11 protein-coding genes are annotated in these 14,894 nt (G+C 45.2%); 3 read left to right on the forward strand and 8 right to left on the reverse strand.

Annotated elements, in window-relative coordinates; all coding sequences use genetic code 11:
• The first annotated feature begins 416 nt into the window (after positions 1-416).
• The 3 genes from phoU to BQ5591_RS09740 all read left to right on the forward strand — a co-directional run bounded on the left by phoU (position 417) and on the right by BQ5591_RS09740 (position 2,799).
• Positions 417-1,103, forward strand: coding sequence for a phosphate signaling complex protein PhoU (gene phoU / locus BQ5591_RS09730; protein ID WP_022164401.1), 687 nt, complete (start codon positions 417-419; stop codon positions 1,101-1,103).
• A gap of 453 nt (positions 1,104-1,556) precedes the next feature.
• Entirely contained in the window at positions 1,557-2,156 is a 600-nt protein-coding gene (locus BQ5591_RS09735) for a riboflavin synthase (RefSeq protein WP_022164402.1), read from the forward strand.
• A gap of 94 nt (positions 2,157-2,250) precedes the next feature.
• The gene (locus BQ5591_RS09740) at positions 2,251-2,799 is read left to right on the forward strand and encodes a nitroreductase family protein (RefSeq protein WP_071149413.1); all 549 of its coding nucleotides are present in this window, start codon (positions 2,251-2,253) and stop codon (positions 2,797-2,799) included.
• Between the two features lie 252 nt (positions 2,800-3,051).
• On the opposite strand, the gene BQ5591_RS09745 is transcribed toward BQ5591_RS09740, so the two are convergent.
• The 8 genes from BQ5591_RS09745 to BQ5591_RS09780 form a co-directional block, all read right to left on the reverse strand.
• Positions 3,052-3,927 carry a DUF5106 domain-containing protein gene (locus tag BQ5591_RS09745; protein WP_071149149.1) on the reverse strand — a complete coding sequence of 292 codons (876 nt, stop codon included), beginning with the start codon at positions 3,925-3,927 and terminating at the stop codon, positions 3,052-3,054.
• A gap of 90 nt (positions 3,928-4,017) precedes the next feature.
• Entirely contained in the window at positions 4,018-5,067 is a 1,050-nt protein-coding gene (locus tag BQ5591_RS09750) for a DUF4906 domain-containing protein (RefSeq protein WP_071149150.1), read from the reverse strand.
• Positions 5,068-5,089: 22 nt separating this feature from the next.
• On the reverse strand, positions 5,090-6,139 hold the full coding sequence (locus BQ5591_RS09755) for a BF2992 family fimbrillin-A clan protein (protein WP_071149151.1): 1,050 nt from the start codon (positions 6,137-6,139) through the stop codon (positions 5,090-5,092).
• 9 nt (positions 6,140-6,148) lie between these two features.
• Positions 6,149-8,695: a fimbrillin family protein gene (locus tag BQ5591_RS09760; protein WP_159434447.1), complete on the reverse strand. Its 2,547-nt coding sequence runs from the start codon at positions 8,693-8,695 to the stop codon at positions 6,149-6,151.
• A 22-nt stretch (positions 8,696-8,717) separates the two neighbouring features.
• Positions 8,718-9,866, reverse strand: coding sequence for a hypothetical protein (locus tag BQ5591_RS09765; protein ID WP_071149153.1), 1,149 nt, complete (start codon positions 9,864-9,866; stop codon positions 8,718-8,720).
• 29 nt (positions 9,867-9,895) lie between these two features.
• Positions 9,896-11,647 (reverse strand): Mfa1 family fimbria major subunit, encoded by a 1,752-nt coding sequence (locus BQ5591_RS09770; protein ID WP_071149154.1) that lies wholly within the window; start codon positions 11,645-11,647, stop codon positions 9,896-9,898.
• Positions 11,644-12,723, reverse strand: a complete 1,080-nt coding sequence (locus BQ5591_RS09775; RefSeq protein ID WP_071149155.1) for a FimB/Mfa2 family fimbrial subunit — start codon at positions 12,721-12,723, stop codon at positions 11,644-11,646. The genes BQ5591_RS09770 and BQ5591_RS09775 overlap by 4 nt, the downstream gene beginning before the upstream one ends.
• A 175-nt stretch (positions 12,724-12,898) precedes the next feature.
• On the reverse strand, positions 12,899-14,845 hold the full coding sequence (locus BQ5591_RS09780) for an Mfa1 family fimbria major subunit (protein WP_071149156.1): 1,947 nt from the start codon (positions 14,843-14,845) through the stop codon (positions 12,899-12,901).
• Positions 14,846-14,894: the final 49 nt, after the last annotated feature.

The following is a 14,894-nucleotide window of genomic DNA, read 5'->3' on the forward strand; positions in this document are numbered from 1 at the left end:
TTCCTGAAGGGGGGAGCAGCATCAGTAGTCTATGAAGTGCCTGATGGTGTCGGGCTATTGTCATTTCCGGTTGTAAACGGTGGAAAAGTATCCAAGGGGGATGTAACAGAAATGTAACACTTTTGTAACAGATCTTTCAAAATGCAGTCATATCCTCTTAACATCTGCTCTGTTTCTTTGCATATCCAATGTAATAGGCTTAACTTTCGCAAGTTTTGGTTTCACCGAAACTTACAAGAGTAAAGGGGGGGAGAAGAAGTGGCCGTTCTCCGGTGGAGTTTGGAAGTTAAAGGTCGGTAGAACAGGTTACGACTGATTTCCGCACTATTGGCTTTGAATACTATAAATTCTTAGCTTCCAATGGAATATTGAAACAGAAACTTAAGTAAATCATCAATTATAAAAACAAAAAAGTTATGGTAAAATTTATCGAATCGGAACTCGTCTTGCTGAAAAAGGAGATAGAGGAGATGTGGAATCTGGTGTACAACCAGCTTGACAGGGCAGGAGAAGCAGTACTTACTCTTGACCGCGAACTGGCACAGCAAGTGTTGGTCCGTGAACGTCGTGTCAATGCTTTGGAATTGAAAATAGATAGCGATGTCGAAGATATCATTGCTTTGTACAATCCGGTAGCAATTGATTTGCGTTTTGTGCTGGCCATGCTTAAAATCAATACCAATCTGGAGCGGTTGGGCGATTTTGCAGAAGGTGTAGCACGTTTTGCCATTAATTGTAAGGAGCCAGCGTTGGATGCCGAACTGATCAAGAAACTTCGTTTGGAGGAAATGATCAAACAAGTACTTTCGATGCTGGAACTGGCCAAAAAAGCTCTTCAGGAAGAAAGTCAGGAGTTGGCTACCTCTGTTTTTGCTAAAGACAACCTGCTGGATGAAATCAACGCCGAGGTGACGGCAATTCTGGCCGATTATATAGTGAAGCATCCCGAAAGTGCATTGACTTGTTTGAACCTCATCAGTGTGTTCCGCAAACTGGAACGTTCGGGCGACCATATTACAAATATAGCCGAGGAAATTGTTTTCTTTATCGATGCGAAGGTATTAAAACATAGCGGACGCACGGATGAAAACTATCCCCGTTAATATAGGAAAGAAAACAGTTTTTTAGGATAATTTTAGTGTTTCAAGAAAAAAAATCTTATATTTGTTTCTTGAAAAAGGTGCGGATGTAGAAAATTGCTTTCAAATGATAACAAATCCAAAAGTTTTTTCAAAAAGATGTTATAAGACATGTTTTTTAATTTGGCTGGTATCTCGAAAAGCCGCTATATTTGCATCGTTATCCTGAAAACAATCTTTTTACCTTAAAAAAAAACTAATACCTATTGAAAACTGAAAAAGGTGGCTTTGTGAAAAGCTGCCTTTTTTGTTGCCCCTTCTTTTAGTCAGAAAAGAAAAAATGTCTATCTTCGCAAAGTATAAATCTTAATAATAATAGGTGAGTTTATCAGTTTGTAAGTTTGTGGGTTTTCGAGCTGAAACAAAATAACTTATAGACTCATAAACCTAACCACCAAAGAATTAAATACTTAGTATATGTTTTCCGGAATCGTAGAAGAATGCGCCAAGTTGGTGGCGATGGTAAAAGAGCAGGAGAATGTGCATTTCACTTTCACATGCTCTTTTGTAAATGAGTTGAAGATTGACCAGAGTGTGTCTCACAACGGTGTATGCCTTACGGTAGTCAGCATGACCGATGATACCTATACGGTAACAGCCATGAAGGAAACGCTGGACCGCTCCAACCTCGGTTTGTTGCAGGTAGGCGATGAAGTGAATGTAGAACGCAGCATGATGATGAACGGACGTTTGGACGGACATATCGTTCAGGGCCATGTCGATCAGACTGCTACCTGCATTGATGTTAAGGATGCTGAAGGCAGTTACTATTTTACCTTCCGTTATGCCTTTGATAAGGAGATGGCGAAACGGGGCTATATCACTGTCGACAAAGGTTCGGTGACAGTAAACGGTGTCAGTCTGACGGTGTGCAACCCTACCGACGATACCTTCCAGGTTGCCATCATTCCTTATACATTCGAACATACCAACTTCCATGCCATCCGGGTAGGAAGCGTAGTCAATTTGGAGTTCGATATTATAGGAAAGTATATCAGCCGGATGATACAGTATTGAGGCTTTACCCAGGAGGGGATTTCAAGATGAAAGCAGGTTGAGATTTACTATCAACCCGAACTTGATAGGTGAAACCTAAATTTTAATGATAGATATGTTTGCAGAGTCTGATTTTCTTCGCCTGGTCGAGGCGCGGCAGAGCGACCGTGCTTACGATGTGTCACGTCCGGTGGAGCAGGAGAAGCTGGAACGCATATTGCAGGCGGCACGTCTTTCGCCGTCGGCCTGCAATGCGCAGCCGTGGAAGTTTGTCGTCGTTACCGATCCCGAGCTGGCCGCAGCAGTCGGAAAGGCTACCGCCGGACTGGGCATGAACAAGTTTGCCCGCAACGCACCGGTTCATATTCTGGTGGTGGAGGAATCCATGAATTTCACTTCCTTCCTAGGTGCCAGGATAAAAGATAAATATTTCCCGCTGATCGACATCGGCATTGCTGCCGCCCATATTGTGCTGGCAGCCGAGAGCGAAGGACTTGGGTCGTGCATTTTAGGCTGGTTCGACGAGAAAGAGATTAAGAAGCTGACCGATATTCCTTCAGGCAAACGGTTGCTGCTTGACATCACAATCGGATATCCCGTGAAAGAAAAACGACGGAAGTCGAGGAAACCGGCAGAAAAAGTCATCAGTTACAATCATTATTAAAATGGGTATTATAGCCCGATTATTTCCCAGTTAGAGCAACATATCTCTCTGACTGGGATTTTTTTTCCTGACAGGAGAAAAAACAAGCCATACCGCATTGAGGCAGTATGGCTTGACAAACAAAACAAACAATCACACTTATCGCACTGATAAGTGCTGCCAGTTCCAGCTTCTCTAAGCCATGAACTGGCTTGCGCGTCACCTCACGGTGACTTTTTTCTGTACCACTCTGTGCTCTCTGTGGTGAGCAACTCAAAATCCTAAAAAGCGGCTTATCTCTTCAAAAGCGGCATCTTTCAGCAATACTTTCTTTTGTCCGTCCAGCAAGTAGAGCGAAGGCATGGCTTTCAGGTCGTACAGCGCACCGGTCTTTACTGTCTCACGGTCGGTGCCTACCACCCAACCTTCGGGCATATCGGGCAAGGCTTTGCGCCAGGCTTCTTCGTTGCCTTCGGTATAAATGGCCAGTACACTCATTCGTCCCGTCTTCACAGCTTCTGCCAGTGCCGTGCTGGCTGTCATCTGTCCCAATACGGCGTGGCACGACTCACATTCCGGGTCGTAGAACACCAGTAACAAGCGGTCGCCCTTCACCGGTGTAGCGGCCAGCGTGCGGCGGTTGCCGTCGGGCAGGTAGTAGGTGAAGTCCGTTGCCCGGTTGCCCGGATTGTTCCGTTTCAGCAGGCTTAGCCTGAAGCCGAATCTCGAAATTTGTGCATCCCCTTTGGGGAATTCCTTGATCAGTGCTTCCAGATACATTCCATACAGATGTTCGTTGTAGAAAGGTGAATTCGGATTGTAGAGGTAATCATCCGCCATTTTCATCAGCACCGGGCATGCATAAGTCGAGGGAATAAACCTCCTGCACCAGTTCTCCATGCTTTCACGCATCAGTTCGTCCGGCGTTGTGCCATCTGCCAGCAGGGCGATGAAGTTCACAAAGCCCTGTTCGGTCACGTCACGGTTATCCACCAAGGTGGTGTCGGCAAAGTCGAAACGCTCCCAGTAGTGGGTGAGGAGGTAGGACTTGCGGGCTTCGGGTTCTGTCAGGGTGGAGGGGATGGTGGGGAAGGGGAATCCTTCTTTCCGTGGTGCGACAGTCCTCTGCTGCACTTTTGGAATAGTCATGTTTCTTCCCCCATTCTGTGCTAACAGAAAGCAACCAATGTATATCCATCCATATTTTATCATATTCTCTTTATTCTATTTTATACTATCTTAGAAGTAAATTTCCGTATCTTCTCCGCTATAGGCAACTACGGGGGCAGACGATACCAATCCTTTACACTCTCCGCATCTTGTTGAGGCGGCTTTCTTTAATGTAAGGTTGAAGCGGTAGATACTGTTTCGGTTGATGGTATAGTCCACATACCCTTCATTCTGTTTCGGAGGCAACGTACAAAGCGTCACCGTCTTGGTTTGATTGCCAAAAGTGATGTTCAGCTTCAATGCAGCCTCCTCGGTCTGTGCCGAATTGCCGGGCATGTAAAAGTAGAACATCTGCTTCTCGGTTGTCACCGAAGAAACGGTCGTTCCAAATTGGTTATCCTTTTGTGTATCGGTTACTCCCACTCCGGTAGAAAAGTAATAGGCCTCGGTCGGAACGTTGTCGAACTCGAAACTTACACCCGAAGAAAAGTAATCCGCATTCGCATTTTCAGCCTGCAGTGTTATCTCGATACGGCTGCAAAGACGTCCTAAGATCAGCCGTTGAAGTTGTTCCGTTCCGCCCAGTGTTCCTTCGTAATAGCCGAACATGCACACCTGTTTCAGATGCCCCAGTGAATCGGGATCTACTTTATATTGGAACTTATGGGTCCATTCCTTGAACTCGTCCAGTCGCACTTGGGTCGATGTGCTGGTGGTATATTGGTTATAAAACTCGTTCACATCCTGTTCCGTCACATTGGCCACCACGCAGATGGTCGTATTGTTCGCATTGTACGACTTGAAACTGACATCCGAAATGGAAGCCTGCAACACACCGTACGGATTGTCCTCCGTAGCAAAATTCCGGAAGTTATACAATTCGTTACGGGTATGCATCCCTTCGGGGTCGAACTGGAAGAAAGCCAGCGTCTTGATACAGTTCTCCTCTTCCGGCCACATGGTGTATGAAGAGCGGGTTGTTCCGCCATAATTGTTCATGGGGCCTGCCGCAATGGTCCATGTGCCCGGTTCAGTCGGCATGTCCACCACTGTCTGTTCGCAGGCCGCCAGCAGACAGACCGTTAAGGCATAGACCAGATTCTTGAAATAGTTGCTCATATCCTCTTCCTTTGAAACACTGTTAATCAAATACTACATCCATATTCCATTCCACAAACTGCCATACGATGACCGCTACACCGTCCTGCAGTTTGACGGTTCCTTTGTAATGATAAGAATATCCTGCCTGAAAATTCTTCTCGGTCAGCATGATGCTGAACGGGCTGGGCACTCCGTTTATCAGCACATTGAACAGCACCACCACCGGAGTGGCAACGGCGTTAACCGGCAGAATAGGAGTCGTCACTTCCAGGTAATGGGTACCATCACTGTTCTTTCCCGTCACACATTCCGTCTCCCGGTATGTACCGTTCTTCATGCCATAGTCGGTATTCAAGTGATTTGTCAGACTCCAGTTGTTTTCCGTTTCTTCCTGCAGTCCCGAGTATTCCACGCCTGCCGCCAGCAGTTCCAGACTGTGAATCCATTTAGCTTCGGAAGTAATGGTAAACTTTAGTTGGGCTGTCTGATTGAACAAAGGGTTCAGCTTGATAACTTCAATTCTGCTTTCATCATTGCTCCAATTTCCAGAAACTGTAATGGTAGTAGGTTCAGTTTTTACATACCTGTCGTCTGTAGCCAGCAGTTCCTCTCCGTTCTTTACGCTTAAGGTATTGCCATCCTTCAATTCCCGGGCAGGCGATACCGCCCAAAATGTATAGGTTCCTTCCGATATGAACATAGGCGTTCCATCCACCGAAACCACCTTCCCATCGTCATCCACTTCGCAAGGATACAGCGATGTTACGCCTGTTCCCTCGCTCACTTCTTTTACTACATAAGCTGTTTTAGAAGTAGAAGTCACCTCACCTGACTTCTCTGCAATAATCCATAAAGTCGTTCCTTCGGGCAATGGTACTATTACATGATCCGGTAAGTTTTCTGGGGCTCTGGTCGTGGTGCTAAAACCGTCGGCCACCAGGCTGCCGGACAGCACCGGCTGTATCTGTACAAGGCCGTCACCCGGCACTTTGTCCGCAGCGGCATCGTTGTCGCAGGCTGTCCATCCTAAGAGCATGCAGCACCAGGCGGCCATTCCCCACATTTTCTTATATCGTTCTATTTTCCACATACTTCCTCGTCAATTTTGAGTTTTTACCAGGCGGATTTGCTTCGCATTGGTTTGGACTTCATTGCTAACTACAGACATATACTGATTCGCTTTATTTGAACCTGTAATTTTAATATGTAAGGCTGCATTGTTTGACGCACAAGCATAAAGTACAGCTGAACCATAGGATGAAAATCCACTAACGCGGCTTTGAGTTGCATTTCTTCCTTCCACTTCACCGCACAGAGGGAAAAACATCTCAGAAGAAGGATGATCCCAATCATAACTATCATAATTATCTGCAGTCAAATTATCATTTTTCGTACAACTGTACATACTTACTTTAACATAAAGCAATGGAATGCCTCCAGATATTGTTTGAGCATTCATTACTTTCCATCTCATCCTATAAGCTTCAGAAGTGCCAACTTTTTTTATTCCATAAATAGTTCCCCATTGTAGGGTTTGATAATATTTTTCTATATCATCAGCGATGGAAAGAGTATATAAGTCATCACCTTTCCGACTAATAATATAAACCGAGCAATAACCAGGAGAGGGGTCTCCATCAGGTTCACTGTTAATATAAAAATGAGGATCATACCACCCATTATAATAAGAATTTCTGTTTGGTGATGCTCCAGGGTCTTTAAGATTTTTCCACAGTTGAAGATACTTTAATTTATTAGTGGTATTCACTCCATCTGTATAAAACGGGACACAAATCCTTATTATATCCTCTGTCATTGTTTGGTCTCCATACCAATCACTGTCTGATTTATTCAGCTTACAGAAAGTGATATTCCCCGCAAAAACTGTTGTTGGGAATACGCTTTGAAACTGTTCTTGTGTAGGCAAAGCATACCCCGGAGGAGCAGGCTGATTTTCTCGCTTCGTCCAACTATTATTGGTCGTCCAATCTAAAGGGACATCAGCTGATCCTTTTCCCCAATAAAAAATATATGATTTAGCATTAGGATTCTCAGTAGCAGATGGCAGTTTGTAAAACAATTTAGATGCATTAGAATTCCAATAATATTTATAAGAATCTCCCTTCATAATATTTTCATCAATCATAGGATAAACTTTGAACGAAGGATTTTCCCAAGAGCTAAAAGTAAAAGTATCTAAATAACGATTTTCAGGTTTAGGAATAGAGTTAAGTTGATTAGGATAATAAGAGTAACCAAACCTCTCAGTACTATACGGCCAATACGGAATATTCCGATTGTTTTGATAATAATACCCGATAGTCTGATTATAGTTACCTCCCGGGTCAGCTTCGTTTGCTCCCAAGTTTCTGTCCATCCACATGGTGTTGTCAAAGAAGATGGGCTGGCCTACTACCTCGGTGGAAAAGGTATTTCCCTCATCGTCTGTTTCCCCCGGCAACCATTCCACTTTGCTGGGCACAACGGTTACGACCCGCACCTCGTCCTTCATCAACACGATGTGCAGGGTGTATTTACTGCCTGCCTGCAGATAAAGTGGAGAAGCTGCAATGGAACCATCACTTGTAAGATCATTCCCCCCATATACACTGCTATACACTTGTTTTACAATATATTCACCGGTATAATAGTCACCTGACGATGACTTTGTAGCATTGCCCGTTCCTACCAGTTTTTCTACTTCATTTAGCGTTCCCTTCAAGGTTATCTTCAAACCAATGGTATATTTATCCACGCCATCGCTTAACGACTCTTTAGCGGAAGGAAAGACAATCATGGCACCTAAGCTGTCCGGGGTGTCTACGCTGATATATTCCCCAACATTATAATTTGTGGCCATGTTGGATAAAGGCCTCTCTGACTGTGCTCCATTCAGTGTCGTCTTTCCCGTAAACAAATCCACTGTCCCGCTTTGGTATGTATCGGTCACCGCTATACGTTCGATGCCCAAATTATACATACCTTGCCCCGCCTCTGTCTCAGACTCCAACTGAGAAACCTTGAATTCCAGCCGGGAAAAGGCATGACGGAACGGAATCTCACACGGGAACTCGGCGGTGGCGTCGTTCTGGTCAACAAGGATGCCCCACATCAGGTCTTTCAGTTCGCCGTTTCCATCTACTTCTTCCGTCCGCGTATATGCATCCGTATCTAATTCCGGTGCGTTTTCCTCCCCATAGGTAAAGCCGTAGAAGCTGAGGGAGCGTCTGCCGGTCTCTGTCTTAGTTGCATCATCTATGGGCTCAAGTGATCGAAAACTAAACCAGTCATTATTAATATGTCTGTCGTCATTAACAACCAGATATTGAAACGTACCCAAAGCGGTCTCAGTAGCCAGCCCATTATACCTGAGTACAGAATCTTCAGATAAATCAGGAGCTGATGTATCTGTCGCCTCAAAACCTCTGGTAAACATCACCAATCTATAGGCAGTCCCTGCCTGAAAAGCGCTTCGGGAGACTACTTCCCCGTTGCCCTCCAGTTTGACAGCAGCCACTTGTCCTTCTTCCGAGGAGTCGTGGGAAGTATCGGCCCCCGACAGCCAATCGTCCGAGCACGCCGCCGTGCCTGCCACCATCAGGGCGGCACACAGCAGAATTGTATAAAAATTCTTTCCTTTCATCATACGCATTTCTTTCATCTGTTTGTCAAGTACCGGGCGGATAGACCGGTACATAATGGATACCTCCGTCTTCCCATTCCACTTCCTTAGCAGTTACAATCACCCCGGTTTTATAGAACTTCAGATATATTTCGTACACATAACCGGGCTTAAATTCCGTTGCAGTTTCTTCCCCATTCTCGTCAAGTGCCTTGATGGGCAGATTGGTTCCGCTCCATGTAAATTCATAGGGCGAACTAAAGTCCTGTCGATACGAGTATTCGGCTGTTACGCTCAGATCAACGGCAGTGGTCTTTACATCAGACGGCTGGCAGACGTAACAGGAGTCTATTCGTTTATCCTGCAACACCATAATCATATCGTCGGTATTGTCTTGAAAGGTTAAACCATCTGTAAGTGGGGAGGTATCTGTTACCTGGTAGCCCCATTCTGTATTTGTTCCGCTTGCAGCGTCCGTCCATTCAATCACACTTGGCACATGAAACTTATCGTTCTTAGCATTTGCATTATTCAGTGTCAAAGTAGCCTTCACCTTTCTGACATATACTTGCCCGGTAATGGTCTCGTGTCGGGAAGCATAGACCAGAATTTTGGAAGTGAGGTGTCTGAACTGCAGTTCATTGTCTGCCGTATTTCCAAAAGGCTTCTCAAAACTGCCCGTCTGTTCGCTTCGGGCATCGCAGGACAGGAAGTCACAGTGCGCCACCTTTTGCAGATCCGTTTCTGTCACGGTCAGTTTTCTGAATCCTGATGTTTCGTCTTCCTTCAGCAGGGTGCGGGGCGCATAGCCGGTGGCATATACATACGCTTCCGTTTTGTCTGGATTCTCCGGATAAGGATGCCCGGTATCCAGCCAGCGGCTGTCCGCGAAGCTGAACGAAGTGATTGCATCGTTCATCAGGTAGGTGAAATAAGGGGTAGGTGCATTCGTTTCTGATGTATTTTTTAACGTATTAAAATCACCTTCATGCCAGAAGAATAGCTTGGCAGGGAGTTCTTCGCCCACCCACGCCTCTTCATCGCCGACTGTATACGTACTGCCCCCTCCCTCTACGGATGTATTGACCCGAATGGGCACATCGGTAAAGGAGAGCGATGCGTCGGTTGGCTGGTCGCAAGCCGCCAGCAGCGGCACGAACAGCAGGAATAGCAGGTATCGAACATTCCGTTTCATTTTCGTTCTTTTTATTAGTTCATTCAAGCTTACCACAAATCCACATCCAGCCGACCGCCTTTCTTCCACGGAACCACGGTTGTATTCACCTGGATGTTGTTGGGGTCACTCTTCGACCCTCCCAATCGGGTTATTTTATTCAGTTTCAGGATGTAGTATGTATTTCTCGTTACTTGCGAATCACTATATACCGCTTTATTTGTAGTATTTGTTCCATCTCCATCCAAGTAAGTATAATAATAAGCCCACCCGCCTACGTAAGGCACATAATAGATGGGGTTCTCTATATTTTGCCGGGCACCGTAGGTATAATAATGATACAGAAAACTCTCATCGGTATTTGTTTCTGGCGTAAAAGCAAAGAAAGTATTGTCCGGAAACTTGGTACCGCTGTACGTACCGTTCGTCACCTGGTTGCCATACTCCGTGGAAGAAATATAGGCCTCATTCAGTTTGAGCGACATGGTGAGTACGAACTGGGCATCAGCCTCGTCATTGAAGATGACAGCACTTACACTTACACCTTCTGTCCACGTTGCTTCGTCCCAAGGCTTATTGCCTTGATATTTCCCTTTCATTGTATTCCATTTTTCTCTTTCGCTTGCCGACATTCCCTCTCCTTTCTCCAATTTCTCATACAGTCCCTTTTCCACATAAATCTCTTTGGGAGTATAGCGCAAGGCGATGGATATGCTTGTCACCATCGGGAGGGCGAGCTTATAGTTTTCCAGTTGGGCTTTATATTCACTCGTTTCTTTCGGTATCGTAAACGTATTTTCCAGGAAATACATACCGGCTGTGTAAGTATTACTATCGTCAATCCTCTGATCAAACTTCTGAGCCTGATAATAAGCATAATAAAGTTTATATTGTTCCGTCTGGTTGTAATACACAAAATCGTTCTGATAGTTTTCGGTATTCAATGCAAGTTCGGTATCGGTCCCTGTAGAACTAATATAATCTGTAAGGTCTGAATTGGGATCTTTATTGTTCTCTTGTTCAAACCAATACAGGCTTTTGTTGGTTCCGTTGGGGAAATAATAGATGTCGCTGATGCGTACCCAGCCTTTGTGTTCATTTCCAGAAGCGATTACTGCATAATTACCATCATCATCTGATGGCACTACCGTAAGCAATGCTTTGGCTACCACCCGTTTCAAATCAACTGTTAAGGCAAGCGGCTTGTCAGGCGAAGTATGGCCATGAATGTCAAATACTTTATCCGAACCCGAAACCGCCTGTCCGGTCATGGCGATGCCTATGTCGCGCTTACTAATACCTGTTACTCCAAACTGTGGCATAAATTCGTAAGGCGCAAACTCGTTGATGGCTCTTGTATAGGATGTGGCATTGGTTTTATAGGAGGCTGTCGGACTTGTAATGCTTTCCGCCTGCTGGCGGGTCAGGTTTGCAGCCAGGTATATGCTCACCTTTTCCGGCAAGTTTATATCCTGCAATTTGATGGCATACGTTTTCGTGTTGTCGGCTTGATAGAGGTTGGTAATGTCTGCCCAATAGACCAAAGCACCGGTCTCTGAATTGAACAGATATATATAAAGAGAGTGAATGGTGTTTTCATCGCCAGTTCCGGGTATGACATCTTCATCGGTAGCTCTGCTCGCGGCACCGCTGCCGTCGTTCACTCGAAGGCTCAGGTTGAGATATAGCGAGTTTCTTGCGTGGGAAGTGTCGATTTCTTCCACGCAATTCTGTTCTTGACATCCGCCTGTCAGCAACAAGGCGAAGCAAGACAAAAACGCATATATCACTTTTTTCATCATAAATCTACATTCTGTATTCGTTTGCTCCATCCCAGCACACCGATGGACACGTTGGCATAAGCCCAACTGCCGTCGGTGAGGAAGAAGGTAAGGTCGTAATCGTAGCCGCGGTCCAGGAATTCCTGGCGGGAGTAGCGGTGCAGCTCGTCGTAGTTGCACAGGCGGCCGAGCAGGTCGGGCAGGTTGACTTCGATGACCCGTTTGCCGGTTTCCTTGTGCTCTACTACCAATACCTCGTCGTCGGCCATGTCGTCGTGGGCAAAGATGCGCGAGGTCATGAAGTCGGCATGTCCCATGTTTCCTACTGTCGAAGCACGGCTGCTGACATCAGGGTCTTGGGTATTCCACGTGACAAAAGGTGTACACAGGGCCTTGATATCGGGGTCTTCGGAGTTGTCATGGTTCAGCCGGATGTTGCCTCCGGTGATGTAAAGGTTGTAGTCGTCGATGTCCATTGCGGCGGGTTCGTCAATGTCGCGCAGGACAACACTGATGTATTTGGTGTTTCTGACCAGCGACAGGGTGTGATAGGCATACTGCCCTTGTCGCACTTCCACGGACTGGTCGGAGATGGAATGCCAAAGCGTGTCCAGCGGTTCGCCCTGGTGGTTGACAAGTCCGGCGCCGTCGTATAGACGGGTATGGTCGAGGGTTATCTGCAGGTCTTCCATGCGGCTGCTCTCGTTCATTTCCGTACGTTGGAAGCTGCCCCGCAGTTGGTCGTCGCTTTTACGCTGATGTGCCAGTGCCACGAAGCGGTATTTCCCGTCGGGAAGGTCCAGATACATGTTATAGCCATACTCCCGTAGGGGTTGGAATTCGTCGTCGTTGGCTTCGGTACGGCTGTCAATGTAGTTGCCCTGTTCGTCGAAGATGTAGAGGGTGACTTCGCCCACATGGTCGGCGAAGAGGTCGGAACGATGCAGGTTGTAGTCGTAGACGAAGTTGACATACACGCCCCGTTCGCACCCGTCACGGTCGTCGAAGATCAGGTCGGTACACGACGTAACGGACAAGCCCAGCAGTAATCCTGCCAGCCAGCCTGCCTTCAGTATATGTTTGGCACAATGGTTCATATCAAGTTCTTTTTTATATCTAATTTGATTGAGCAGATTGCGAGGTGTGTTTATCCACCACAGATTTCCCGGATTGACACAGATTTTTCTTGAACTTCCAGATTGTCCTGTTCCGTCCGTCAGTGACAATCCGCGTAATCTGTGGTGAATACGAGGCACAGCCTCACACACTATGTTACAGATCTACACCCTGTGAACGTTTTGCCCAAGAGAGGACGTTGATGGTACAGTTGATGTAACCTTCTGCCTCATCATCTGGGTTACCGCTCGGTGGAACGATTGTAGGATCACCAGGTCCACTAACAGAGTTTATAGTTATTTCATACCAGTTATTACGTACTACGCCATAACGGCCTAAATGTTTTAGTGCATAGTCATTGACCGATGTAACACCAGCAGCAGGTACTTTCACTCCTTCATCATCGTTGAAGTGACGTATCAATGAAGAATAGTAATAGTTCTCTCCATCCTTATAATAAGAAATTCTACCACCTACTACTGTATTTACTGCAGCTTGTTGTGCTGTAAGTTCATCGCTAGTTGCATTAAAAGTGAACACGTCTGCAACATTCGTATAGGTTCCAGAAGCCAGAGAAGTTTTTATTTGCAACTCATTTGTCGTAAACTGATACTCTGTTTTAGTTATCAACTTGTTTGCTTCCTTCATGACATAATCAACAAAGGCATCTGTACCACTTGAAGTAGAGCCACCTCCTACTTGTTCTTCAGGATACTTAGTTGAACTTGTTCCACAAATAAAAAAACTTCTTTTTTGAGCTTCAGTGTCACCATTGAAGTATGTATAATAGTCCGTTTGTATCAGAACTCCTGTCGTGCGGTCATCTATCTGCTGGTTATAGTCCATCGTATTTTCAAGGCAGTAGCAAGCATTGTCAGCTGTAGAAGTTGCAAGACCACTATTCCAAGCTGGCGCTTGAGGAGTGACCGTGCCATTATTAGTATAATAAGTAGTAAAATCATTAGCTGCGTCCGTAACATCTGTACTTCCTGTACCTATATAATTACAATCTTGGGCCCAATAGATACGGTAATAACTACTTTCGTTATTAATACCAAATGAAGCATTGATTCCTCTTGTTCCTGCAAAGCGCTCAGGTTTATGGTCGGTTGCAGTTGCTAACCATCCGGAGTTATTAAACCCTGTTACATCACGCACCAGTTTGGTAGAATTGTTTGTGACATTCAGACACCAGCCGGTTATTTCTACAATATCTTGTGTAGCTGTCCCATCTGCTTCAGTAACTTTTATTTGCGCATCTTCATCAGTAACCTTATTAGTAGCTCCCAATTTCAACGTAACTTTCGCAACAACCCTTTCCACATAAATTTTAGCTACGTCACCATTTATGGCTTGAGCTTTTGTATCATAAACTGTGACAGGCACTAAAGTATAGGCCTTTGCCCCTGAAATTGTTTCAGAAGAATTTCCTGGTTTGTCAGACAACGGAGCGTTTGTCATTGTAAATTGATCTTGTTTAGAAGTAGTTGGATTAGTGGTAAACTTGTTAACAAAGTCATTATTTGTTAGTGTTTCTCCTGTTATTGAAGCTGAGATTTTCTTCTGTAAATCAGAAAGTTTTGATACAGTGGTTCCACTAACTGTTAAAGTACCGTTGTCAATTGTAAATAAAGAGCTATTATAATTTAATATCGCAAGTACATAAAGTTGTTCATCATCGGCAACTTTAGGAGCTTCAGTAATAACTGATACCTGTTCCGTCACTTGTGGAGTTTCTGTAGAGCCTGAGATTGCTAAATCAGTATTACTTAAAGGATAAGCCTTAACAAATGCAGCCTCGGTTTCAGGAGTACCAGAGTTTAACGTCTTATCGCATTTAAAGAAAGCAAGAATGGCGTTGTTTACATTATATTCATTAGCCTTACCATCTTCAAGGTCAACAATTGCACCACCTTCTTCATTATCGGTAGACCTGGTTGAATTACCACTCGTAGAAGGCATATTAATTGCCACCTTCACATACCCTTCACCGGTAAGCGGTCCTTGGCCGGTGTTGTCACCCTCGTCCAGCGAGTCGGAGCAAGCCGCCATCACCAATGTGGCGGTCAGCATCCAAGCCATGTTTTTAAAAATCTTTTTCATAATCTTTACTTATTTATCGAGTTAATAATTATTTGTTTTGATCTGCTTT

The sequence above is a fragment of the Bacteroides ndongoniae genome, from assembly GCF_900108345.1.
GTDB lineage: Bacteria > Bacteroidota > Bacteroidia > Bacteroidales > Bacteroidaceae > Bacteroides > Bacteroides ndongoniae.

Bases quoted from the DNA above. Each gene is read 5' to 3' on its own strand.
- BQ5591_RS09760 (WP_159434447.1), bottom strand. From the start codon at position 8,695: ATGATGAAAGGAAAGAATTTTTATACAATTCTGCTGTGTGCCGCCCTG.
- BQ5591_RS09745 (WP_071149149.1), bottom strand. From the start codon at position 3,927: ATGACTATTCCAAAAGTGCAGCAGAGGACTGTCGCACCACGGAAAGAA.
- BQ5591_RS09755 (WP_071149151.1), bottom strand. From the start codon at position 6,139: ATGTGGAAAATAGAACGATATAAGAAAATGTGGGGAATGGCCGCCTGG.
- BQ5591_RS09770 (WP_071149154.1), bottom strand. From the start codon at position 11,647: ATGATGAAAAAAGTGATATATGCGTTTTTGTCTTGCTTCGCCTTGTTG.
- BQ5591_RS09775 (WP_071149155.1), bottom strand. From the start codon at position 12,723: ATGAACCATTGTGCCAAACATATACTGAAGGCAGGCTGGCTGGCAGGA.
- BQ5591_RS09765 (WP_071149153.1), bottom strand. From the start codon at position 9,866: ATGAAACGGAATGTTCGATACCTGCTATTCCTGCTGTTCGTGCCGCTG.
- BQ5591_RS09780 (WP_071149156.1), bottom strand. From the start codon at position 14,845: ATGAAAAAGATTTTTAAAAACATGGCTTGGATGCTGACCGCCACATTG.
- BQ5591_RS09750 (WP_071149150.1), bottom strand. From the start codon at position 5,067: ATGAGCAACTATTTCAAGAATCTGGTCTATGCCTTAACGGTCTGTCTG.
- BQ5591_RS09735 (WP_022164402.1), top strand. From the start codon at position 1,557: ATGTTTTCCGGAATCGTAGAAGAATGCGCCAAGTTGGTGGCGATGGTA.
- BQ5591_RS09740 (WP_071149413.1), top strand. From the start codon at position 2,251: ATGTTTGCAGAGTCTGATTTTCTTCGCCTGGTCGAGGCGCGGCAGAGC.
- phoU (WP_022164401.1), top strand. From the start codon at position 417: ATGGTAAAATTTATCGAATCGGAACTCGTCTTGCTGAAAAAGGAGATA.